The sequence below is a fragment of the Azonexus hydrophilus genome, from assembly GCF_905120355.1.
Taxonomy (GTDB): Bacteria; Pseudomonadota; Gammaproteobacteria; order Burkholderiales; family Rhodocyclaceae; genus Azonexus.
Map to the genome: position 1 here is coordinate 26,333 of NZ_CAJHOB010000018.1, position 23,812 is coordinate 50,144.

The 23,812-nt window shown below is 60.2% G+C and carries 19 protein-coding genes, 2 tRNA genes and 1 pseudogene; 12 read left to right on the plus strand and 10 right to left on the minus strand.

Going from position 1 to position 23,812, the window contains the following annotated elements; all coding sequences use genetic code 11:
- Positions 1-74 precede the first annotated feature (74 nt).
- The 6 genes from JYJ39_RS12610 to JYJ39_RS12635 form a co-directional block, all read right to left on the minus strand.
- Positions 75-1,346 (minus strand): mechanosensitive ion channel family protein, encoded by a 1,272-nt coding sequence (locus tag JYJ39_RS12610; RefSeq protein ID WP_205204796.1) that lies wholly within the window; start codon positions 1,344-1,346, stop codon positions 75-77.
- Positions 1,343-2,605 carry an RsmB/NOP family class I SAM-dependent RNA methyltransferase gene (locus JYJ39_RS12615; protein WP_205204797.1) on the minus strand — a complete coding sequence of 421 codons (1,263 nt, stop codon included), beginning with the start codon at positions 2,603-2,605 and terminating at the stop codon, positions 1,343-1,345. Before JYJ39_RS12615 ends, JYJ39_RS12610 begins: the two co-directional genes overlap by 4 nt.
- 70 nt (positions 2,606-2,675) lie before the next feature.
- Positions 2,676-3,659 (minus strand): DUF3108 domain-containing protein, encoded by a 984-nt coding sequence (locus tag JYJ39_RS12620; RefSeq protein WP_205204798.1) that lies wholly within the window; start codon positions 3,657-3,659, stop codon positions 2,676-2,678.
- Between the two features lie 40 nt (positions 3,660-3,699).
- Positions 3,700-4,341: a phosphoribosylglycinamide formyltransferase gene (gene purN, locus JYJ39_RS12625; protein ID WP_205204799.1), complete on the minus strand. Its 642-nt coding sequence runs from the start codon at positions 4,339-4,341 to the stop codon at positions 3,700-3,702.
- A gap of 4 nt (positions 4,342-4,345) precedes the next feature.
- Positions 4,346-5,056, minus strand: a complete 711-nt coding sequence (locus tag JYJ39_RS12630; RefSeq protein WP_205204800.1) for a hypothetical protein — start codon at positions 5,054-5,056, stop codon at positions 4,346-4,348.
- On the minus strand, positions 5,053-5,697 hold the full coding sequence (locus JYJ39_RS12635) for a DedA family protein (RefSeq protein ID WP_205204802.1): 645 nt from the start codon (positions 5,695-5,697) through the stop codon (positions 5,053-5,055). The genes JYJ39_RS12630 and JYJ39_RS12635 overlap by 4 nt, the downstream gene beginning before the upstream one ends.
- A gap of 44 nt (positions 5,698-5,741) precedes the next feature.
- Here JYJ39_RS12635 and mutL point away from each other — a divergent pair, with 44 nt between their 5' ends.
- The 9 genes and pseudogenes from mutL (at position 5,742) to JYJ39_RS12680 (ending at position 17,330) form a co-directional block, all read left to right on the plus strand.
- Positions 5,742-7,586: a DNA mismatch repair endonuclease MutL gene (gene mutL / locus JYJ39_RS12640; protein WP_240189655.1), complete on the plus strand. Its 1,845-nt coding sequence runs from the start codon at positions 5,742-5,744 to the stop codon at positions 7,584-7,586.
- 372 nt (positions 7,587-7,958) lie between these two features.
- The gene (locus tag JYJ39_RS12645; protein ID WP_205204804.1) at positions 7,959-8,567 is read left to right on the plus strand and encodes a TetR/AcrR family transcriptional regulator; all 609 of its coding nucleotides are present in this window, start codon (positions 7,959-7,961) and stop codon (positions 8,565-8,567) included.
- Positions 8,564-9,715, plus strand: coding sequence for an efflux RND transporter periplasmic adaptor subunit (locus tag JYJ39_RS12650; protein WP_205204805.1), 1,152 nt, complete (start codon positions 8,564-8,566; stop codon positions 9,713-9,715). Before JYJ39_RS12645 ends, JYJ39_RS12650 begins: the two co-directional genes overlap by 4 nt.
- Complete coding sequence (locus JYJ39_RS12655) at positions 9,712-10,917, plus strand: ABC transporter permease (RefSeq protein WP_205204806.1); 1,206 nt, start codon at positions 9,712-9,714, stop codon at positions 10,915-10,917. The genes JYJ39_RS12650 and JYJ39_RS12655 overlap by 4 nt, the downstream gene beginning before the upstream one ends.
- 1 nt (position 10,918) lies before the next feature.
- A complete protein-coding gene (locus JYJ39_RS12660; RefSeq protein ID WP_205204807.1) occupies positions 10,919-11,629 on the plus strand; it encodes an ABC transporter ATP-binding protein in 711 nt (236 codons plus the stop codon).
- A gap of 118 nt (positions 11,630-11,747) precedes the next feature.
- Positions 11,748-13,208 (plus strand): annotated as a pseudogene (locus tag JYJ39_RS12665) (efflux transporter outer membrane subunit); the annotation flags it as partial.
- A 333-nt stretch (positions 13,209-13,541) separates the two neighbouring features.
- Positions 13,542-15,542 (plus strand): methyl-accepting chemotaxis protein, encoded by a 2,001-nt coding sequence (locus tag JYJ39_RS12670; protein WP_205204808.1) that lies wholly within the window; start codon positions 13,542-13,544, stop codon positions 15,540-15,542.
- A gap of 54 nt (positions 15,543-15,596) precedes the next feature.
- Positions 15,597-16,701, plus strand: a protein-coding gene (gene prfB, locus JYJ39_RS12675) for a peptide chain release factor 2 (protein ID WP_205204809.1) whose coding sequence is annotated in 2 segments (ribosomal slippage) — positions 15,597-15,677 and positions 15,679-16,701 — 1,104 coding nt in all. Because the reading frame shifts where the segments join, the coding sequence is not laid out codon by codon here.
- Positions 16,701-17,330, plus strand: a complete 630-nt coding sequence (locus JYJ39_RS12680) for a GNAT family N-acetyltransferase (protein ID WP_205204810.1) — start codon at positions 16,701-16,703, stop codon at positions 17,328-17,330. Before prfB ends, JYJ39_RS12680 begins: the two co-directional genes overlap by 1 nt.
- Here JYJ39_RS12680 and nfsB read toward each other — a convergent pair.
- Complete coding sequence (gene nfsB / locus JYJ39_RS12685; protein WP_240189657.1) at positions 17,283-17,957, minus strand: oxygen-insensitive NAD(P)H nitroreductase; 675 nt, start codon at positions 17,955-17,957, stop codon at positions 17,283-17,285. The genes JYJ39_RS12680 and nfsB overlap by 48 nt on opposite strands.
- Before the next feature lie 33 nt (positions 17,958-17,990).
- Positions 17,991-19,544, minus strand: coding sequence for a DUF342 domain-containing protein (locus JYJ39_RS12690; RefSeq protein ID WP_205204811.1), 1,554 nt, complete (start codon positions 19,542-19,544; stop codon positions 17,991-17,993).
- A gap of 233 nt (positions 19,545-19,777) precedes the next feature.
- Between JYJ39_RS12690 and parE the strand changes: the two genes are divergently transcribed.
- The 3 genes from parE (at position 19,778) to JYJ39_RS12705 (ending at position 22,653) form a co-directional block, all read left to right on the plus strand.
- Entirely contained in the window at positions 19,778-21,727 is a 1,950-nt protein-coding gene (gene parE, locus JYJ39_RS12695) for a DNA topoisomerase IV subunit B (protein ID WP_205204813.1), read from the plus strand.
- Positions 21,728-21,801: 74 nt separating this feature from the next.
- Positions 21,802-22,509 (plus strand): class I SAM-dependent methyltransferase, encoded by a 708-nt coding sequence (locus tag JYJ39_RS12700; RefSeq protein ID WP_205204815.1) that lies wholly within the window; start codon positions 21,802-21,804, stop codon positions 22,507-22,509.
- A gap of 59 nt (positions 22,510-22,568) precedes the next feature.
- Positions 22,569-22,653, plus strand: a tRNA-Leu gene (locus tag JYJ39_RS12705).
- A 336-nt stretch (positions 22,654-22,989) separates the two neighbouring features.
- Here JYJ39_RS12705 and JYJ39_RS12710 read toward each other — a convergent pair.
- Both JYJ39_RS12710 and JYJ39_RS12715 read right to left on the minus strand, forming a co-directional pair.
- A tRNA-Thr gene (locus tag JYJ39_RS12710) sits at positions 22,990-23,065 on the minus strand.
- An 89-nt stretch (positions 23,066-23,154) separates the two neighbouring features.
- Complete coding sequence (locus JYJ39_RS12715) at positions 23,155-23,754, minus strand: hypothetical protein (RefSeq protein WP_205204824.1); 600 nt, start codon at positions 23,752-23,754, stop codon at positions 23,155-23,157.
- Positions 23,755-23,812: the final 58 nt, after the last annotated feature.

Consider the following 23,812-nt stretch of genomic DNA (forward strand, 5'->3'; position numbering starts at 1 on the left):
ATGAAACGCCTGAAGATGATAAGCGAGTGGCCGGATTTCTATGTAAAGAAGTCTTATCGTCTGGTGCGGATTTCTCATCCTCCCGATAGCACCCTGATCTCCCGTTGTGGGAAGGGGATTTCAATGCCCTGGGCCTTGAAACGGCGCCAGATTTCGAGATTCACGGCCGACAGGATGTTGGCCTTGCCGTTTTCCGGGTCGGCAATCCAGAACCCCAGTTCAAGGTTGATGCTGCTGTCGGCGAATTGGGTGAGGAAGGCGGCTGGTGCCGGGCTGGCCAGCACGCGCGGCTGGGCCAGGGCGCAGTCGATCAGTGTTTGCAGTGCAGCCTCGACGTCGCTGCCGTAGCCGACCCCGACACTGGTGACCAGGCGCTGGCGGCGGTCGGTCAGGGTCTGGTTCAGCACGGTCGAACTGATCATGGTTTCATTCGGCACGATGGCCTCAACGCCATTACCGCTGCGGATCACCGTGTAGCGGGTGGTGATTTCACTAATGGTGCCGGCATCGGCACCCACCTGCACCAGATTGCCGATACGGATCGCGCGTTCCAGCAGCAGGATGAAGCCGGCGACATAGTTGGCGGCGATTTTCTGCAGGCCAATGCCCAAACCGACCCCCAGCGCGCCGGTAAAGACCGAGAGCGCGGTGATGTCGACGCCGAACAGCGACAGCGAGAGCAACAGGGCAATCACCGTCAGCACCGCCTTGACCACACGGACTCCGATCAGACGCAGGTTGCCGTCGAGTTTCTCGGCGCCCATCAAACGGTTCTCGACCATGCTGGACAGCCATAACGCGGTCACCACGGTGAAGAAAATGGTGGTCAGGGCACTGAGGATCATCCACAGGTTGAATTCGCGCTTGCCGACGCGGAATTCGACGCGCTCGAACATCTCGATCACGTGCGGCGCCAGATCGGTGAGATAGAGCACCAGCCACAGCCAGACCAGACTGCTGATGAGCCGCTCACCCTGGCTCAGCCAGCGGGCGTCGGAAAAAGAATGGCGCAGGGTGGAAATGACGGCTCGCACCAGCGCCAGCGCAGCCAGCAGGGGCCAGGCAAGACCGAGCAGGCTGACCGCCATGAACGGCTTGAGCAGGATGCACACCAGCCCTACCAGTCCCGAGGCCAGTAACGGGAACGCCAGACGGGCGCCGATCTGGCCCAGACGGCGGGCCGGTTCGGCTTGCTCGCGCCGCCAGCGCAACCAACGGTGGGCGAGAAAATACGCCAGGCCGAGACAGAGCAGCAGTGCCAGCACCTGCCAGACGAAATCGTGCCCGGCGATATCCCGGCGCAGCTGGTTCAGCTGCAGCAGCACCTGCAGGTCGGGATTGCTCATTGCCGCCGCTCCAATACGGCGGCAAAGAAACCATCGGTGTCGTGTACATCCGGTTGCAAATGCAGCAACTCGCCGGACAGGTCGATGCCCTGCCGGGCGAGAATGTCGCCAGCAGGAAGCAGCGTGAAATCGGGCTGGCGGGCGAGAAAATCCTGCACGATCTGCTCGTTTTCATCCGCCAGCAGACTGCAGGTGGCATACACCAGGCGCCCACCGGGGCGGACCAGGGTGGCCGCCGCCGCCAGAATGGAGGCCTGTTTGACAGTGAGCTCGTCGATTGCTTCCGCGTTCTGTCGCCATTTCAGATCGGGATTGCGCCGCAGTGTCCCCAGCCCGGAACAGGGGGCATCCACCAGTACCCGGTCCATCTTGCCGGCCAGCCGTTTGATCTTGGTATCGCGTTCGTGTTCGATCCGTACCGGATGCACGTTCGACAGACCGGAGCGGGCCAGGCGCGGTTTCAGCTTGGCTAGCCGCTTTTCCGAAACGTCGAAGGCATAGAGACGGCCAGTGTTGCGCATCTGTGCCCCCAGCAACAGGGTTTTGCCACCGGCACCGGCACAGAAGTCGGCCACCATTTCCTCGCGCCGTGCTTCCAATAGCAGACCCAACAACTGACTACCTTCGTCCTGCACCTCAATGTCGCCGGACAGAAACAGGGGATGACGGGCCAACGCCGGTTTGCCGCGCAGACGGACCGCCAGCGGTGACAGCCGGCCAGCAGTGGCGGCCAGCGAACTGGCGGCAAGTTGTTGCAAGACTTCGTCCCGTGTGCTGCGCAAGCTGTTGACCCGCAAATCGAGGGGTGCCGGCCGGTTCAGCGCCGCCGCCAGGGCGTCCACGGCGTCTTCTCCACGCTGTGCCCGCAGGCGTTCGTACAGCCAGTCCGGCAAATCACAGCGGACGGCAGGCGGCAACTCGGCGCGACTCTGCCCGGACAGCGTTGCCAACCACTCCCCTTCGCCGGCTTTCAGCACAGCGTGCAAATCAGCCTCGCCATAGCCGCGCTCCAGGACCAGGGTGGCCAGCAAGCGCTGCCGGTGATCGGGCTGGGCGCTGCATACCGCTTCCAGACTGCGGCGGCGGCGCAGGAAGGCAAATACCGTTTCGGCCACGAAACCACGGTCGGCATGGCCCAGTTGCCGATGTAGGCGGAAATAGTGCGACAGCACGGCATCGGCCGGCCGGTCAAAGCGCAGGACCTGGGCGAGTACGGTTTCGGCTTCCTTGAACAGGGCGGGAGTGATGCGAAATTTCATGAACGACTCATCCAGAAAAACTCGGTTGAAAACAAAACAAGCGGGAGCAGTCATGACGCCGCACCTGGCCCTACTGTGGGAGCAGGCCAAATTCGCTCAGCACCTGGCTGTAGCTGTCCCCTTTTTTATCGGTGAAGCGGATTTTAACCGGGAGTCGCTGATGATCGAGCGCCAGCCAGATTTCTGTCAGGGTTTCCCCGGCTGCGCGCAGATGCAAGGTGCGAAAACGGCCGGCTGGCGTGTCGATATCCTCCTCACCCATGGCGTCCAGCGCATAGTGTTCGTATTTCTTGCCGGTAACGACGCCGATGCGGATGCCCTCTTCCAGTCGCGACAGATAAGCCAGCTGGTAATTGAGCGACAGCACATCCTGACTCCCCGGGTGCAGCGGGTGACGGCTACCATCGCGTTCCAGCAGGACTTCCCCGGCCTGCCAGTCGAAATCGGCATCTTCACCACGCGGCTGACCGTTACGCAGCACGCTGAAATGTATCGGTTGCAAACCGGTCGGCCCCATCTGGCCGCGGCTTTCATGTTCCTGACGTAGCGGTTTGAATAAAGCCGCCAGACCACTGGTTTCGATCCGCGACTGCAAGCGGTAACTGCCGTCTGCGGAAAATTTCCAGCGATGCTCGGCCATGCCGATCTGCATGCCGAGCGACTCCTTGATGACCACGAATTTCAGGTAACCGCTGGCCGGCAAGAGCGGTTCGCGGGCAGGTGCCGGGGTGGGTTCCGGCGGCAGGGTTTCGGGTTCGGCGGCCGTTTCAGTGACCACTGCGTCGGACAGAGGTTCGGCAGCCACCGCCGGCGCGGGGACTTCCCGTGCCGGCTGGGGGGGACGTGGTGCTGGTGGCTGCTTGCGCGGAGGCGGTTCACTCTTTTCCGGCACGGATTGCGTTTCCGGCGTTGGTGCGGGCGGCAGCAGGCGAATTTCCGCCACCAGTGGCAGTGGTTCCAGCGGTTCGCCAAACATGCCGAAATCAAAGCTGAACAGCGCCAGGCCATGCAGCAGGACTGACCCCAGTGCAGCGATGATTAACGCCCGGCGCACAGCAAGCAGCTAAATTTTCGGTGTAGTAAGACGGGAAAAATCAGGTGGGGGAAATCAGGCGTGTGAAATCTGCCGCCGCCCCGCTGACCTGAACCCGGCCGTCAACCAGATGCAGGCGATCTTCGGCGAACCAGCGCACGGCCTGCGGATAAATCCGGTGCTCTTCCTGCAGCACACGTGCCGCCAGACGGTCTTCATCATCGTCCGCCAGTACCGGCACGGCGGCCTGGATCACCACCGGCCCGTGGTCGAGTTCGGCGGTCACGAAATGCACTGTGCAGCCATGAATACGCACCCCCTCCGCCAGTGCCCGCTGGTGCGTGTGCAAACCAGGGAAGGCCGGCAGCAGCGAAGGATGAATGTTGAACATGCGACCTTCGTAATGGCGTACGAAATCCGGCGTCAGAATACGCATGAAACCCGCCAGCACCACCAGATCCGGTGCGAATTCATCGATCAATGCCAGCAACGCCGTATCGAACGCTTCGCGGCTGGCAAACGCCTTGTGTTCCAGCACCCGGGTGGCGATGCCTGCCTTGGCCGCTGTTTCTAGTCCCTTGGCGTCGGCCTTGTTGCTGATGACGGCAGCGATGTTGACCGGCAGTTCGCCTTTGTCGCGCGCCGCAATCAGCGCTTCCATGTTGCTGCCACGACCGGAAATGAGAATGACGATGTTTTTCATGCAATTAAAATCCTACGGGAAGGAAGACCATGGTCGCTACCGACTGGGTGACGCGTGACAAAGTACGTCCGCTACGGTCGGCAACAATTTGCGCCATCAGATCAAGCAGGCCGATGCAGCGTCCGAATTCGCGCTCGAACGACAGATTGGCATTGGCAGCATCGAGCTCATTCGAAATCAGAAATAACCTGCCCGCCTGCTCGCCACTTTTCCAGCGGTCCTGGCTCAGTTTCCAGATGGCAATTTCCATGTTGCGGGCGGCGTTGTAGAGCTTGATTTCGTCCAGGCTGTCGAGCAGATAGAAGTCGTCCTTGCCTTCGAAGGCCGTGTCGACCATGGTCAGGAGGCCCAGCATCAGGGCCGCAACTCGGTCGCCGGTAAATTCTTCGTTGAACGCCTGGGCGGCAGCCAGACGTTCGCGCTTGCCCGCCAGCTCAGGCCACTCCACCGCCATGCGCTGGCGCAGGCGCTGCACTGCTGCCTCGCGGCTGGGTTGCCCAGCCTGTTTCCATTCGCGCGGATTGCGCCGGTACAGCTTGTCGGCGATGCGCAGCAGACCATCGACCACGTCGCGCCGCGTCGTATCGGCCACCCGATCGATTTCAGTTTTCAGCAGGTAGCGCCCGTCCACCGTCGTCGTGCTGCGCCCATCCTTGCCGATCTGGGTCGAACAGGCGCTGAGCAGAACCACCGCAAACAGGAGGCGCAGTATCATGCCGCGCGCCGATGCTGCAGGTAGCCGATGCCAGCCGGCAGCAGCGATACCGCAATGATGCCGACAATCAGCAGTGACAGGTTCTGTTTGACCCAGGGCATGTTGCCGAGCCAGTAACCGGCAAAACAAAGAGACAACACCCAGGCCGCAGCGCCGATCAGGTTATACATGCTGAACTTGGCCCAGCCCATGGCGCCAATTCCGGCCACGAACGGCGCGAAGGTACGGAAAAGCGGCAGGAAGCGCGAAATGATCAAGGTCTTGCCGCCATGTTTTTCATAAAAGGCATGCGTTTTTTCCAGTGCCGCCTTGTTGAAGAAGCGCGAGTTTTCCCAGTGGAACACCCGTGGGCCAAAAAAGCGGCCGATCTGGTAATTCACCGTATTACCGAGAATGGCTGCCGTCAGCAGGACACCGCACAGCACGAAAATATCCATGCCCCCCTCGCCCAGTGCGGCCAGCGCACCGGCCACGAACAACAGCGAATCACCGGGCAGGAACGGAAAAACCACAAGCCCCGTTTCAGCAAAAATGATGATGAAGAGGATGGCATAAATCCACAGTCCGTATTCAGCGACCAGCAGGCTCAGGTATTTGTCCAGGTGCAGCACGATATCGATGAATTGACTGAAGAGTTCCATGGCGGGGAAAAGAAATGCGGGAAGGCGCGCATTATAATCCCGGCATGCCGACAAATTCCCCCTCACCTTTGCCAACATCTTTGCCCCGGATTGCCCGTCTACCCGATCTGCTGATCAGCCAGATTGCTGCCGGTGAAGTCGTCGAAAGACCGGCTTCCGTCCTCAAGGAGCTCCTGGAAAACAGCCTGGACGCTGGCAGCAGTGCCATCCAGGTGCACCTGGAGGAAGGCGGTGTCAAGCTGATCCGCATCATCGACGACGGCTGTGGCATCGAAAAAGATCAGCTGGTTCTGGCGCTGACCCGGCACGCCACCTCAAAAATCACTTCGCTTGATGATCTGGAACAGGTCAGCAGCCTTGGTTTTCGCGGTGAGGCGCTGGCCTCGGTGGCCTCGGTGGCCCGCCTCAGCCTGACCAGCCGGGCGCGCGGTGCGGCCCAGGCCTGGAAATTGCGTGGTGAAAGCGGTGCCGAACCGGAACCGGCCGCGCTCATGGCGGGCACCGTGGTCGAGATGCGCGATCTGTACTACAACACGCCGGCGCGGCGTAAATTCCTCAAGGCGGAAGCCACCGAATTCGCCCACTGCGCCGATGCCGTGCGCCGTCTGGCGCTGACCCGACCGGACGTGGCGATCAGCCTGAGCCACAACGCTCGCACCTTGTTTCAACTGGCCCCGGCAGAACGCGCCCGGCGCGTTGCGGATGTGCTGGGTGAGGACTTCCTTGGCGCCACCCGGCCGCTTGATGTGGCCGCCGGTCCCCTGCGCCTGGCGGGGCACATCATCGACCCCACCTGTGCCGGAGAGGTGAAAGATGCGCAGTATGTGTTCGTCAATGGCCGCTTCGTGCGCGATAAAGTCATCGGCCACGCCCTGCGCGAAGCCTATCGCGATGTGCTGCATGGCAGCCGCGCGCCCAGCGTCTGCCTCTTCCTCACCATTGATCCCGCGCTGATCGATGTCAACGTGCACCCCGCCAAAACCGAAATCCGTTTTCGCGATTCGCGGGCCGTGCACCAATTCGTGTATCACGCCATCCAGCGCAGCCTGGCGCAACCGCTGACCGCAGGCGACAACCCTGCGTCGCCAGCGGCTTCGGCTGAGCGTCCTGCAGTTGTTGCCGAGCGGTCGCCCTATCAGGCGCCATTACGCATCAGCGAGCGTGACACGCAGGCGTATTTCGCCTTTGCCCAGGCGGCTCGCCCGGCACCCGTTCATACCGGCGAGCGGCCGCAGTTCACGCCGTTCACACCGGCAGCAGTTGCACCCGCTGATATGCCTCCCGAAACGGCGCCGGCAACAGCCGGCCCCCCGCTGGGCTATGCGCTGGCACAATTGCACGGCATCTACATCCTCGCCCAGAACGCCCGGGGCCTGATCGTGGTGGACATGCATGCGGCGCATGAGCGCATCCTCTACGAAAAACTCAAGCAGGCCTACGACGCGCAGGACATCCCTACCCAGGCCCTGCTCATTCCCGCCGTGTTCAGCGCCGACGCACATCAGATGGCCGCGGTGGAAGAGCACGCCGCCGTGCTGGCTCAACTCGGTTTTCAGATCACCGCCGCCGGTCCGGAGCAACTGGCCATCCGTGCCGTACCGGCCTTGCTGCAAGGCGGGGATCCGGTCGCGCTGGCCCGCGCCCTGCTTGGCGAACTAAACGAGCATGGCAGCAGCGAATTGCTGACGGCACAGCGCAACGAACTGCTCGCCACCTTTGCCTGCCATGGCGCAGTGCGTGCCCGCCGGCAACTCAGCCTGCCGGAAATGAACGCCCTGCTGCGCCAGATGGAGGCCACCGAACGCGCGGGGCAGTGCAACCACGGCCGCCCGACCTGGAGCGAACTCAGCCTAGAAGCCCTGGACAAGCTGTTCCTGCGTGGCCGTTGAACGATACGGTCAGCCCTTTCAGCCAACCTTCCATCCGCGCTGTTGCCACCGACGCACGGATTCGACCGCTCCATCATGGGGCGCACCCCGTCTTTCTGCACTCCTATTACCACCGCCCTGCCCTGTCAATTTTTGACTTGAGTGTGCGTTCATACGCGCAACTCGGCAGCTTTGCGCAGAGATAAGCACGGCGAGCGTAACAGTTCAATCTCCACAACTGTCGAAGTCGTCTCGGAAAACGGAAGATAAAGCACGTTAAGCCTATTGCAGACACCAGATATTGGCGAGCTCGCGTTAGGGTTTGACTTGTTTTTGTTTGAGTTGTCTTCCGTGGTAAGATAGTAATCAATTACTATCTATCGAGGCGATATTGTGGATATCCATCCGAAGCATCTGCCGGCCGATGAACGTCGTGCCGTAACTGTCGAGTCCGTCGTGGCACTTGCCGGATCACAAAACCCAAGCGAGATAACCACTGCGGCTATCGCTAAACACATGAACTTGACCCAGGGAGCGCTATTTCGGCATTTCCCGAACAAGGAAGCCATTTGGCAGGCGGTCATGGAGTGGGTGGCAGAACGCCTATTAGCCAGAATCGATCGCTCTGCACAAGGAATCGCGTCGCCTTTGGCAGCCATGGAGGCGATGTTCATGAGTCATGTCGAATTTGTTGCTGAACACCCAGGCGTGCCAAGAATGATGTTTGGTGAGCTTCAGCGTGCCGAATCAACACCGGCCAAGCGCATGGTGCAAACCTTGATTCAGCGTTACGGCGAACGTTTGCATCGTCTCATCGAAAAGGGCAAGGCCAGCGGCGAGTTGTCTCCCTCGCTCGACAACGAGGCGGCGGCAATGCTGTTCATTGGCACGATCCAGGGCTTGGTCATGCAATCGCTGTTGGCAGGTGATGTAGAACGTATGCATCGCGATGCGCCGCGCGTCTTTGCAATTTATCGGCGTGGCATAAGGAGTACGCAATGAAAAAGTTGCCCTTGCAAGGCCGCACCCTGGCGTTGCTTGCCGTCATCATTCCTTTGCTGGTGCTCTTTGTTTATGTCGGTCTGCGATCAGGGCCGCTCGCTCCTGTCGCTGTGACGGTAACAAGCGTCGAGTCACGGGCTATCACGCCGGCGCTGTTCGGCATCGGCACGGTGGAGGCGCGTTACACCTACAAGATCGGCCCGACGTTTGCCGGGCGCGTCAAACGTCTGGATGTACATGTGGGAGACCAAGTCAAGGCCGGGCAGGTACTAGGTGAAATGGACCCGGTCGACCTCGATGATCGGGTGCGCTCACAGGAATCGGCATTCAAGCGTGCGGAAGCGGCTTTGCGCGAGGCTGAAGCCCGGCAAGCCTACGCGCAAACCCAGGCGCGCCGCTATGAGCAATTGTTTGCGGTGCGCTCGACCAGCGAGGAAATCGTCACCACCAAGCGGCAGGAACTGCAGATCGCCGATGCCGCCCTATCCGCCGCTCGGGAAGATATTGCCCGGGCACGCTCCGAGCGCCAAGGACTCGTCGCGCAGCGGAGCAATCTGCGCCTGATCGCGCCGGTCGACGGTGTGGTCGCTGTACGCGATGCCGATCCCGGCACGACCATCGTCGCGGGCCAGGCCGTGGTGGAAGTGATCGACCCCAACAGTTTGTGGATCAACGTGCGCTTCGACCAGATCAGCGCATCCGGGCTGGCTGGGGGGCTGCCGGCGCATATTGTCCTGCGTTCGCGTGCTGGCCAGACCTTGAAAGGTCGCGTGCTGCGGGTGGAACCCAAGGCCGACGCGGTAACCGAGGAAACGCTCGCCAAGGTGACATTCGATAACAAACCAGAACCTTTGCCACCGGTGGGTGAACTGGCCGAAGTCACGGTTGACTTGCCGGCCCTTCCGGCCGCTCCTCTGATCCCCAACGCAGCCGTCCAGCGTGACGGCAATAAAATTGGTGTCTGGCAAATCGTTGATGGTGATCTGCGTTTCTCCCCGGTCAAGCTCGGCACTTCTGACCTCAATGGTTACGTGCAAGTGCGCGAAGGGCTCAAGAATGGAGACCTGGTCGTGACCTATAGCGAAAAGGCATTGACGGTCCGTAGCCGCATTCATGTAGTCGACCGCATCCCGGGAGTCCCAGAGTGATCAGCCTAGCCGGCCGCGACATTCTCCATGCCTGGGGGAAATTCGTCTTCACCGGCATCGGTCTGGGCCTGCTGATCGGCGTCACCCTAGTCATGGCCGGGGTGTACCGGGGCATGGTGGACGACGGCAAGGCGCTGCTCGACAATAGTGGCGCCGACCTTTGGGTGGTGCAAAAGGACACTCTGGGTCCTTATGCGGAGTCGTCAAGCCTCAACGATGACGTGTATCGCGCCATCCTCGCCATGCCGGGAGTCGCCCAGGCAGCGAACGTGACCTACCTGACCATGCAGGTACGCAAGGGCGAGAGTGATGTACGCACCATGGTGGTCGGCATCGCGCCCGGCGCGTTGGGGGCTACACCCGGATGGCCTCCTTATCTCGTCGCTGGACGCCAGATCACGCGCGGTCACTACGAGGCAGTGGCCGACATCGCCACCGGCTTCAAACTGGGAGATCGTCTTGCCATTCGCCGAAATCATTACACCGTCGTGGGGCTGACACGGCGCATGGTGTCGTCCAGCGGCGACCCGATGGTATTCATTCCGCTCAAGGATGCCCAAGAGGCTCAGTTCCTCAAGGACAACGACGCCATTTGGCAAAGCCGGCGTCGCACCGAAGCCAACCCGGCCTTCAATCGACCCGGTGTTCCAGGTTTGCTGGATGCCGTGATTGCTTCACAGAGCACCAACGCGTTCGTCAATGCCGTACTGGTCACACTGAAACCTGGTCATGCGCCGGACGAGGTTGCCGAATCCATCCGGCGCTGGAAGCGTTTGACGGTCTACACCCGGGCACAGATGGAAGACATCCTCGTTGGCAAGTTGATCGCCACCTCGGCCAAGCAGATCGGCATGTTCTTAGTGATTCTGGCCATCGTTAGCGCGGCCATCGTTGCCTTCATCATCTATTCGCTGACGATGGACAAAATCCGCGAGATTGCGGTGTTGAAGCTGATCGGTACACGCAACCGAACCATCGCTGCGATGATCATGCAGCAGGCGCTCGCCCTGGGCGTGATTGGTTTCGTGGTCGGCAAGATCAGCGCCACATTCTCGGCGCCCCTGTTTCCCAAGTACGTACTGCTGGTGCCGTTCGACTCAATCGCCGGTTTTTTCGCCGTGCTCGTGATCTGCGTTCTAGCCAGCATCGTCGCCATTCGCATGGCACTCAAGGTCGATCCGGCCGAAGCCATTGGAGGTTGAGATGAGTGGCAAAGGCATTCGCATCGAAGGTTTGAGAAAACGTTATGGCAAGGGCGATACCGCTGTCGATGCCTTGAAGGGAGTGGACATGCAGGTGGCGCCGGGTGAGGTGGTGGGCCTGATCGGCCCTTCCGGATCCGGCAAGAGCACGCTGCTCAAATGTCTGGGTGCGGTGATTGATCCGACCGCCGGTCGCATGACGCTGGGCGATGAAGTGATCTACGACGATGGGTGGAAAGTCCGCGACTTGCGCGCCTTGCGCCGGGACAAAATTGGCTTCGTATTCCAGGCGCCGTATCTGATTCCATTTCTCGATGTCACCGACAACGTGGCGCTACTGCCGATGCTCGCAGGTGTCGCGAATGGAGAGTCGCGCGCGAAGGCACTGGAATTACTCACGGCGCTTGATGTGCAACACCGGGCTCGCGCCATGCCCTCGCAACTCTCCGGTGGTGAGCAGCAACGGGTTGCCATCGCACGCGGATTGGTCAATCGTCCGCCGGTGATCCTGGCCGATGAACCCACTGCGCCGCTGGATTCCGAGCGCGCCATGGCTGTAATCCGCATCCTCAACGACATGGCCCGGAAGTTCGAGACCGCCATCATCGTCGTCACCCATGACGAAAAAATAATCCCGACCTTCAGGCGCATCTACCACATCCGCGACGGCGTGACCCATGAGGAAGCTGGTGAAGGGCGAGAGTTCGAATGAGAGAACGATTGAATGACAGAAGAGTTTCATGACCCACCGCAAGCACTGCACAGCCACGTGCCAGAAAGCTGCTTGGGCTGCCACCAAGCTTTCCGTGAATCTTTCGTGGAGCACTTTTATGAAGCACGCTAAAACATGTCAGCGCCCCTTCAGCCTTAAAAGACGGCTCGCGACAACTTGCCTGGTAGCAGGTCTGATCACCGCAGGTCTGGCCGGCTGCTCCGCTGGTCCTGATTTTCAGCGTCCCTCCGCACCCGATGTGGCTCGCTACACTGCAACACCAGTGGCTGATAGAACCGCGTCCGCTCCCACGCAGTTCGGCGAAACACAACGTCTAGTCGAAGAGCTTCTGATCGCTGCGCAATGGTGGCAAAGCTTGGGGTCATCCGCTCTCGACGGACTGATCGACGAAGCTTTTCATGCCAGCCCGACACTGGCGAGCATCAGCGCTAATTTGCGACAGGCGCAGGAGCTTCTTGTCGCACAGGCGGGCTCGACGCAATATCCACAGATAGATGTCGCACTGGGAGCTCAGCGCCAGCAAATGAGCCCCAGTAGCCAAGGGTTGAGCGGAAACACGCGTCAATTCAGCCTTTACAACGCCAGCGTTGGTGTGTATTACAACCTCGATCTGGCTGGCGGCAACCGGCGCGCACTCGAAGCCTTGGCTGCTCGCGCCGACTACCGTCGCTTCGAACTGGATGCTGCGCGCCTGGCCCTGGCCAGCAACATGGCCACCACTGCCATTACCCGGGCACGCCTCGCCGCGCAACTAGAAGCCACTGCTGCCATTTTGCGCGTGCAGGATGAGCAACTGCATCTAGCCCATGAACGCGTGCGGATCGGTCAGGCCTCACCTGATGAAGCGCTGAGCCTACAAGCTCAGGCGGAGCAAACGCGGGCAGAACTGCCTGCGCTGCTTAAACAGCTGCAACAAACCGAACATCTACTGGCGGTGCTAGCCGGTCGTGCCCCAGGCACGGGTGCCATTCCAGCCTTCACTCTGGCCGATTTCACTCTGCCCGTCGAGATGCCGCTCGTCGTGCCCTCAGAGCTGGTGCGCCGCCGACCGGATATCCAGGCATCAGAGGCGCTGTTGCATGCGGCCAATGCAGACTATGGTGTGGCTGTCGCCAAGCTCTATCCACAGATCAACCTGAGTGCCAACCTTGGCTCTCAAGCGCTGACCACCGGTGCCTTGTTCGGTGGTGGATCAGCAGTCTGGGGCCTGGTTGCGCAGCTTACCCAGCCTCTTTTTAATCCGGGGCTACCCGCTGAAAAAAGAGCGGCGCTCGCCGCTTTTGATGCCGCCGTAGCCAATTACCAGAGCGTCGTATTGGAGTCTTTGCGTAATGTCGCCGACACCCTGCGCGCGGTGGAAAGCGATGCACAAACTTTGACTGCCCTCGCTGCCGCTGATAGGGCTGCACAGGCTTCATTGCTGTCGGTCGAGCGGCAATACCGGCTGGGCGCAGCCAGCTACCTGCAATTGCTCATCGCGCAGCAACAGGCACAGTCTATCCGGATCAATATGGTTGCGGCCCAAGCACAACGCCTAGTCGATAGTGTTGCTTTGTATCAGGCCATGGGAGGTGGTGTCGGTTGCCACGCAGCGCATGCGCTGCGTGTTCCGAGTAGCCTGTGTTCCACAACACGACAGCAGCCGTCACCAAGTTGAGGCCGCTGACTCGGTATGGCGTGCTTGTTTTCCGTTTTCTGAGGCGACCCCAAGTCGGGCGCAATCCGCTGAGATGAATTCGGAATAATTATTTTATTTTTGATAAATATCAATAAATTATTTTACATACACCCGAAGTTTCAAATATTACAATGCTTGCGCAATAAAACCAGTCGCCCTATTTGCGTCAGTCAGGGGCGACCACAAAAACAGTCCGGAGACAAGGGAAGCACCATGGCACAAGCGCATACTTCCGTGGCAAGAAAGCTGATTCTGGTTCTTGCTTCATCGATCACCCTCATCCTGGCTGCAGCAGCTTTTGCGCTATCCGGTTTTCTCACCGCCAAGCTGGAAGAAAAGGCGCTGCAAGGTTTGCAGGACACCAACCGCATGGTGACCGGCATGATCGACACCTACAACCGCTCACTGGAACAATCGGTGCAACGTCTGGGGCCGCTGTTTGCGGCCAACTACGACGCACAAAGTTTCAGCATGCGTGGCGACACGCTCTACTATGGCAATGAGGCCATCACCCAAAGCGAAACCACGATTCCTGACCGTTTCACCAAAAACAGTCAGGTCAATGCCACCGTGCTGACCCGACGTGGCGACGATTTCGAGCGCACCTCGACTTCAGTCAAAACCGAACAAGGCGAACGGGCGTCAGGCGTCCCTCTCGGCCCGGACCACCCGGCCATTCCTCTGCTGCTCAAGGGCGAGCCCTTTACTGGCAAAGCGCGCATGCTCGGGCGCGATTTCATGACGCATTACCTGCCGATCAAGAACCCCCAAGGTGAGGTGATCGGCGCATTTTTCGTCGGCCTGGATTTCACCGAGGGACTGGTGGCGTTAAAAAAGAAGATTCTCGGTCTGAAAATTGGACAGACTGGCTACCCTTTCGCCATTGATCATGGCAAGAACAAAGGGCAGATCACCATGCATCCGAGCAGTGAAGGCAAGTCCTTGCTTGGATTGGCCGATGCGCAAGGGAAAAAGTTTGTCGATGAAATGCTGGAAAAGAAAGTCGGCATCATCACTTATCTGTGGCAAAACCCGGGTGAAGAAAAACCACGCGCAAAAGTTACTGCCTACGATTATTACGCCCCGTGGGACTGGCTGGTGGCTTCCGGTAGTTATCTTGAAGAATTCAATGCCGAAGGTCAGCACACCGGGCGGGGCATGCTGCTTGTGGCCTTGTTGCTGATTCCTGTGGTTGTGGCGTTGGTGTGGTGGAGCATGCGCCGCTGGATCGCCCGGCCGCTGGAGGCAGCAGTCGGCGTTGCCGAACGCGTTGCCGAGCGCGACTTCACGCAACGGATTGCCGTTTCCGGTCAAGACGAGATTGCCCGCCTGATGACTTCACTCGCCACCATGCAGGCACAGCTCGCCACGACCATTCGCCAGGTACGCGACACCGCGCACAGCGTCAGCGCCGATGCCGATCAACTCAATGCTGCCGCAGCACATGTTGCCGCTGATACGCAGACACAAACCGAAGCCACTCATCGCATGCTGGTTTCAGTCGAAGAAATGAGCACCGGCATCAATCTGATTGCCCAGCACACCAACGAAGTCCGTGCAGCCTCCGACGAATCCCGTGAGGTTGCGCAACAAAGCTCTCGTACCATCGCCGCTGCCGTCGGTGCCATGAGCCGCATTGCCGAAACTGTCCGCTGTTCGGCGCAGATGGTGGAAACACTAGGGGAAGAGGTCGAGCATATCTCCAGCATTGCCGGCACCATCAAGGAAATTGCGGATCAGACCAACTTGCTCGCCTTGAATGCCGCCATCGAGGCTGCGCGCGCTGGCGAGCAAGGCCGTGGTTTCGCTGTGGTGGCTGACGAGGTGCGTAAGCTTGCCGAACGTACGGCCCAATCGACCCATGAAATCAGTCACATGATTGCTCGCATCCAGGAGCGTACACAGGATGCCGTCACCAACATGGAACGTGGTGTCGATGAAGTCAGTGAAGGCGTCGAGCTTGCCACTCAGGCCAGCACCGCCATTGACCGCATCCAGCAAGGCGCAGCGCAGGTCTCCAGCGCAGTGGGCGGTATTTCCGACACCATCCGCGAACAAAGTCTGGCCAGCAGTAACGTTGCCCAGGGGCTGGAAACAATCGCCCAGATGACGGAAGCGAATAACCTTGAAGCCCAGCACACGGCAAGCGCTGCCGAAAAACTCCACGCCGAAGCGCGTTCCTTGCAGGAAAGCGTGCAGCAGTTCAAGGTTTAGCGCGGCGCGTCCAACCGGTATAATCCGCCCTTTTTCCGCACGGCTAAAACGATCATGGACGCAGAACGGCAAAACAGTATCTCCAACACGCTCGATGACCTGGCGCAGCGCGCCGACGAGCTACGGAGGTATCTTTGACTACGACCACAAACGCGAACGTCTGACGCTTCTCAATCTGGAGCTGGAAGACCCGAAAATCTGGGACGATCCGAAGCGCGCGCAGGAACTGGGGCGCGAGAAGAAAAGCCTGGAAGATGTCGTGCTGGTGCTGGAGAGCGTGGCTGCGGGCATCAAGGATGGCCGCGAATTGTTCGCCATGGGTGCCGAAGAGGATGACGAGGACACCCTGCTCTCGGTCGAAGCCGACAACGCCGAAATCGAGAAGAAGGTCAATGCCCTCGAATTTCGCCGCATGTTCAACAACCCCTCCGATCCCATGCCCTGCTTCCTGGAAATTCAGGCCGGCGCGGGCGGTACCGAGGCGCAGGACTGGGCTTCCATGCTGTTGCGCATGTACCTGAAATTCGGTGAAAAGAAGGGGTTCACCGTCGAAGTCATGGAAGAGTCGGAAGGCGACGTGGCTGGCATCAAGGGCGCCACCGTCAAGTTCAGCGGCGATTACGCCTACGGCACGCTGCGCACCGAAACCGGCATCCACCGCCTGGTGCGCAAATCACCGTTCGACTCGAATGCCCGGCGCCATACCAGTTTCACTTCGGTCTTCGTGTATCCGGAAGTCGATGATTCGATTGAAATCGACATCAACCCAGCCGATGTGCGCACCGACACCTACCGCGCTTCCGGCGCCGGCGGTCAGCACATCAACAAGACTGATTCGGCGGTGCGACTGACCCATATCCCGACCGGCATCGTCGTGCAGTGTCAGAACGATCGTTCGCAGCACCGCAACCGTGACGAGGCCTGGCAGATGCTGCGGGCGCGCATTTACGAACTGGAACTGCGCAAGCAGATGGCCGAACAGCAGAAACTGGAGGACGCCAAGTCCGACATCGGCTGGGGCCACCAGATCCGCTCCTATGTGCTCGACCAGAGCCGGATCAAGGATTTGCGCACCAATCACGAAACCGGTAACACTCAGGCCGTGCTCGATGGCGACCTCGACGACTTCATTGAGGCCAGCCTGAAACAAGGCGTCTGATGCCGGGTATTGATGGCAGCGGGCAGGACGGTTGTCCTGCCCGCACTACCCCCTCCATGTTTTCGCTACGCCGGGCCCGGCCCGCCGATCTGCCGGCCATTCTTGCCGTGCAGGCGCAATGTTATGCGCCGCAGCTGAACGAACCCCTATCCATCTGGCAGCAACGCCTGCAGCACCCGGCGGCACTTTGCTGGGTCGCCGAGGCTCAAGCCACAGCGGCGCCCCTGGCTTACCTTGCCGGCTATCCCGCGTGCCTGGGTAGTATCACCGCCCTGAACGGCGATTTTTTACCTGCCACCGCCGCCAACTGTCTTTATCTGCACGATCTCGCGGTCAGCCCCGTCGCCAACGGTCACGGCCTGGGCGGCGCCCTGGTTGCCGAGGCACTGCGGATGGCGCAGGCACGGCAGTGGCCGCATGCGGCCCTGGTCTGTGTTCAGGACGCGGCCCCTTTCTGGCACAAACAAGGGTTTACCGTGACCGAGCCGGCGACGGGTGAATCCCGCGCCGCTCTGGCAACTTATCCGGGCGCAGCACGCTACATGACGCGCGCACTGCCCATGCAGCAAGGCGCTACCCGGTCAGATTTCGCTAATGACTGCCGCTTCCGGCAAGCGCGATTTCGGTAGTGCCGCATTGAAGTCGGCACTGCTGCGATAGCCCAGGGCGACCAGCAGGACGCAGCGCAGATCACGTGCTTGCAGACCCAGCGCGGTGTCGATGGCGGCATGATCGATGCCCTCCATCGCGCAGGCATCCAGACCCAGCGCCGCGGCCCCCAGCAGCAGGTTGCCAAGCGCGATATAGACCTGCTTTTCCATCCATTGATCGGCATCGCGCAACTCTTCACGGTGCAGATCGGCGTAGAAGCCACGTGCGTTGTACTGATTGACGCGGGCCTCCGTCGTGGCAAAACGCCCATCCGCAGCTTCCTGCTCGATCAGTGCATCGAGATGGGCGCCGTTCATTTCGCGGCGGGCGCACAGCACCACCACGTGCGACGCATCGCGCACCTTTTCTCCGTTGTAGGAAAAACGTCCTGCCAGCGTGGCCGCAATCTTGTCCTTGCTGGTCGACGTACCGGCGATGACGAAATGCCAGGGCTGCGAATTGACGGAAGATGGCGTGTGGCGCAACAAGGTTTTCACCGCCGTAAGCGTCTCCGGGGGGATGCGGCGGGTCGGGTCGAACGCCTTGCAGGTGTGGCGGTGGGTGGCAATCTGTGTGATATCGATAGGTTGTGCTAAATGCTGCATGTCGCCTCCAGAAAAATTCAAATGCCGGGCGGCTTATTTCAAAGCCTGCAACTCCGGCCCGTCAACCCCGTTGGCCAAGGCGCAGGCAGCGTGCTCGCCGCTGACCTTGTAACGCGTGGCGCCGAAATGAATCTCGACCCCTTCGTACAGGATCTGCTCCGCCACCACGCGTGCGCCCTGGGCCAGTTCCAGTTGCTGCTGCAAGGCCCCCTGCTGCGCACGTTTTTCAACGATCTGCTGCGACAGTTGCGCGGCAGTGACGCGGGCTTTTTCCACCATGTTCGGCTGCACGCGGCCGGCGTTCTTGCTGGCAAAATCAAGCAGTTTGGAAATTTCCAGCAACTGGGTTTCCAGTGCGTCACGTGCTTTTGCCAACTCCTGCGCTTCCTGCAGCAGCTTCGGGTTGACCCCGATGGTACAGCGCGTCAGGGCCCGGTTGGGAGAGCCGATCACCTTCGCTGCAATCGAATAGGTCGCCTGCACACTCCCGCCGACGATATTGCCGCGTTTTTTGCCGCCGACCTTGACGTGATTGACTGCGCTCAGTTCGCACTGAATGGCGGTATCGTCGATGAAAATCGTGTCGCCTGCCGCCACCTTGGCCTGCTGGGCATAGACGGCATGAAAATTGCCGCCGCAACGCACTTCGCAGTCTTCGCCCGTCTTACGCCCGAGGGCGCCAAGCACGCCGCCCTTGACCACGATATTGCCGCCAGCGTCCAGCGTCCCCATATCGACCACGCCGCCGACTTCGATATCCCCGGTCGCCCGAACCTTCATGCCGGTGCACACATCACCGGCCACCACCACGCTGCCGTCAAAATCGATGTTGCCGCTGGCCATCGACACCTGGGCCACCTTGTATACCGGCTCGACGATCATGCCGCCGCTCACCACCACCGGCTGCCCGGTCATGGCGGCGACCAGCAGATCCGGGTTGTCGGTATCGAACTGCGTACCGGCAAGCTTGCTGGCAAACATGACGGCCTTGCCAGGTTCCGCGGCAATTGCCGTCCCCAGAAGATCGCGTCCGGGCGTGCCTTCGCCGGGGGGGTGCCGCAGCATCAGCCAGTCGCCGGCATGCACCACGAAAATGTCGCCCAGATCGCGGTAGTCGGTCGAGCCGTCAAAATTGATGCGCGGTCGCCGGTCACGCACTTCCGGAATCAGCGATTCCAGACGCCCATCTTCGCCATGCACAGGCGGCCTGCCGCGCGCCACGACGGCCCGCTCCACCTGTCCCGCCCGCAGCGCGGATTCGATAGCCAGCAAATCGATGCCTTCGGCGACATTATTTTCTGCCAGGAGATCAAGCACGTTTTGCACGCTTACCACCTTGCCGCCAGCCGCGGGCGTCAGCGTCAGCCAGGCTTCCATGGCATCTGGGGAAATTTCCAGGTGGATGCTGGCATCAATGGCTTCGGCGATCGGTAGTGAGCAGGCGGTGCCGGCGTTATGGCTGGCAATCAGGCCGATGCTCATCTCTTCCAGGTAATGCAACTGCCCCCAGCCCCCCGCCTCGATCATCGCGCGCAAGGTTGCCACGTCGAGTGCCGCCGCCGCTGGATCGGGCACGACTGTTGCCATGAGTTTCCTGCTCACCGCATCGAAATGTAGATGCAGTGCTGTCTTTTTTTCGTCTGCCGTTGCCGCCTGCATTTTTTTAGCCTCTTTACTTATCTGTATGGCCTTGTCCCCCTACGGACAATACGCCATTACCTGCGGGAAAGAAAAGCCCGAATTGCTCTCCGCGCGCAGTAAACGGACAAATGTGGCGGGCAAAGGCTAAAATCCGCCGGTTTTTCCACTCCGGCCTCCGCATGAGCAATTACTCCGCAGCCTCCATCCGTGTTCTCAAGGACCTCGAACCGGTCAAGGAACGCCCCGGGATGTACACCCGTACCACCTGCCCGACCCACATCGTGCAGGAGGTCATCGACAACGCAGCCGACGAAGCGCTGGCCGGTTTTGCCCGGAAAATCAGCGTCCGGCTTGCCGCCGATGGCTGGATCGAAGTGACCGATAACGGCCGTGGCATTCCGGTCGAAATTCATCCGGAAGAAGGTCGTCCGGCGGTCGAACTGGTGTTCTGCAAGCTGCACGCGGGCGGCAAGTTCAACAAGACGGAAAGCGGCAACGCCTATCGTTTTTCCGGAGGCCTGCATGGTGTGGGCGTGTCCGTTACCAATGCCTTGTCCACCCGTCTGGAAGTCGAAATCAAGCGGGGCGGCGGCGTCCACCGCATCGCCTTTGCCGGCGGCACGCCGGTTGAACCTTTGCAGCGCATCGGCGACATCGGCCCGCGCACGACCGGTACCGCCGTACGCATCCTGCCGGATGCCCGCTACTTCGATTCGCCCCGGGTCAATCTGGCGCAATTGACCCACCTGCTGCGCTCCAAGGCCGTGCTGATGCCAGGGTTGCTGGTCGAACTGGAAATCGACGGCGAAGAAAAGAAGTCCTGGTGCTACCAGAACGGCATGGCGGACTATCTGGCCGAAATGATGCCCGGACAGCCGGTGGCACCGATTTTTGTCGGCGAGAAATTCGTCACGACCGACAACGGTTTCGCCATCGGCGAGGGCGCCACCTGGGCGCTGGCCTGGTTCGAGGAAGGCGGCGGCAAGCCGGAAAGCTACGTCAACCTGATCCCCACTCTCGATGGTGGCACCCACGAGGCCGGTCTGAAATCCGGTGTATTCGAGGCAGTGAAGGCTTTTGCCGAGCACCACGCGATTCTGCCCGCCAAGGTCAAGCTGGCGCAGGAAGACGTTTGCAGCAAGATGACCTTTCTGCTCTCGGCGAAAGTGCTCGACCCGCAATTCCAGGGCCAGACCAAGGAAAAGCTGACCAGCCGCGATGCCTACAAGCTGGTGTCGCAGATGGTGCGCGATCCGTTCGAACTGTGGCTGAACAGCCATGCTGAACACGGGCGCAAGATTGCCGAACTCGCCGTCAAGGCCGCGCAAAACCGCCTGAAATCGACCCAGAAGGTGGAGAAAAAGAAATCCTCCGGCATCGCCACCCTGCCCGGCAAACTGACCGATTGCGAATCCGACGACATCGGTCGCAATGAAGTATTCCTAGTCGAGGGAGATTCCGCCGGCGGCTCGGCTAAACAGGGGCGCGACAAGGAAACGCAAGCCGTCCTGCCTTTGCGTGGCAAGGTTCTGAATACCTGGGAGGTGGAGCGCGACCAGCTGTTCCGGAACAACGAAGTGCACGATATTTCAGTGGCCATCGGCGTCGACCCGCATGCACTGGAACAGATCGACAGCGTTGATCTGAGTGGCCTGCGCTACGGGCGCATCATCATCATGTCGGACGCCGACGTCGATGGTTCGCACATCCAGGTCCTGCTATTCACCCTCTTCCTGCGCCACTTCCCGGCCTTGATCGAGCGTGGCCATATTTACGTTGCCCAGCCGCCCCTCTTCCGGGTCGATCACGAAGCCAAAGGCCACACGCGCAAGCATTACTGCCTGGATGAAGCTGAAAAGGAGCAAATCCTGCACAAACTGGCGGAAGAAGGTGTAAACCCCAACCGCATTACCGTCTCGCGCTTCAAGGGGTTGGGTGAAATGAATCCGGATCAGCTGTGGGAAACCACGCTTTGCCCGGATACCCGGCGCCTAGTGCCATTTCAGGCCAGCCGCGAGGAAATCGCCGCCATGCACGCCGGTTTCACCCTGCTCATGGGCAAGGGCGAAGCCGCCGGCCGCCGCGCCTGGATGGAAAAGGACGGCGGCCTGGTGGAAGCGGACATCTGAATTCCGGCTGGGTTGAGGTCGGCTTGAATATCAACATCTGTTAATATTCCACTTTTTCCTGCCGAATCACGCCAATGCAAATCGCCAACCCCGCTGCACACGACTTGGTCAATGAAACCGAGCTGATGCTCGCCACTCTGCCGCTCGTCGGAGCGACGGTGCTCGAACTCGGCTGTGGCCGTGCGGAAAAAACCCGCACCCTGGCTGCCAGTGGTCGCCCGGCGCACATCCTGGCGCTCGAGGTCGATCAGATCCAGCATGCCAGAAACCTGGCGCAACCCCTGCCCGGCGTAACCTTCGCCGCCGGCGGCGCCGAAGCCATTCCGGCCGCCGACGCCAGTGTCGACATCGTGCTCATGTTCAAATCCCTGCACCATGTGCCGGTCGAGTTGATGGATCAGGCCTTCGCTGAAATCGCCCGGGTACTCAAACCAGGCGGTCTGGCCTGGATTTCCGAACCGGTCTATGCCGGCGAATTGAATGAAGTCTTCAAACTGTTCAACGACGAAAAGAACGTGCGCGAAGCGGCCTTCGCAGCACTGTGCCGCGCCGTCGAGCGCGGCCCGCTGCAACTCCGACAGCAACTGTTCTTCAATACCCGCAGCCATTTCGACAGCTTCGCAGCATTCGATGCCCGCATGCTGCAGGTCACCCACACCGACCACCAGCTCTCGCCCGAACTCTACGCCGCCGTGCGCGACAAATTCGAAGGCTACTTGACCCCGGACGGCGCCACCTTTCTCAATCCGCAACGGGTGGATCTGCTGGTGCGGGCAGCGTAGCTCGCCCCGGTGTACCCAAGCTGCGCCCACTCCGCTAGAATCGCGCCTCCATCACCGCTGCCCGGATGATGAAATTGGTAGACATACCGGACTTAAAATCCGGAGCCGAAAGGCGTGCGGGTTCGATTCCCGCTCCGGGCACCATGCTCAAGAATCAAGTAGTTAGGCCAATTCCCCGGAGTTGGCCTTTTTGCTCTCTTGGCTGCAATCAGGTTCATTGCTCCCCTGTTGCTCCCTTGGCGATCAATGTGCAGGCCGGATTCAAAACCAAGCCCCACTCGCCTCCGGCTGACCCAGAAACAACAAAGGCCAACCATTACTGGCTGGCCTCTGCTCGGCAGTTGCCGAATCCTGCGCCGTGGCCCCTCTGCAATGCAGTAGGGATTGAGTTGGCGGACGGATTCTCACCGTCTCGTCGGCTCGCAAGACTGTGACCGCTTCACGGTCATGTCGCCTAGCTTCCCGGTACGACACTTCAGGTGGTGCCGGGTATCCGAATCGAACGGATGACCTGCGCGTTACAAGGGCGCTGCTCTACCAACTGAGCTAACCCGGCATCGGTCAATTCTGCCACAAATTGAAAACACTGCCTGTGACCGGCCGGAAGATTCGCATTTGAAATGGCACCCTTTGAAACACCCTGTTTCACCCGATCAGATTCAACAGGATGGCATCGGTATGGGTTCGATCGAACCGGTTCTGCTTGTCCTCGATCATCCAGCGCAACACCTGCAGGGATTCATCCTTCGAGCGCGGCCTGATCGTCGCCATGCAGGAGAAGAGGAACGATCCCCGGGTGCTTACCTCTTGAGGGGGGTCGCCGTCAGTGGTACCAAATGCATAGCGCAGGCTACTCAGTTCATCCCAGTAACGCATCTCGTGAAGGCAGTCGGCCAAGGTATTCGGCAGCATGTCAGGATCAGCACGGAAACGCTCTGCGGCAGCCTCGTCGTCAATGAATCCATATCGGTCAAGCCCAACACCATTCAGGGTATCGATGCAGTATTGCTCCGCGGCAGTCGGTTCGAACACCCGGTCACCGAAACGGGAATAGGCTTCATGCCTCAACGCGGCTTTCTTCTTTGACTTCTCGGCCAGCATTTCAAGGTCAGCAAAACCGAAGGTATTCATGGCAGCAAACAGGTTCCCTGGATTCGCTCGGACGACCAATTTCCTGTAGCGCTCTTCCAGCTCGCCCAAGGGCGTCTTGATCTTCTTGACCTGCTGCATCGCCAAATCAATCATCACCGTAACCGTCCGACCACTACCGTCTTTCCGAGTTAATCGGAGTCAGGCAGCAGCG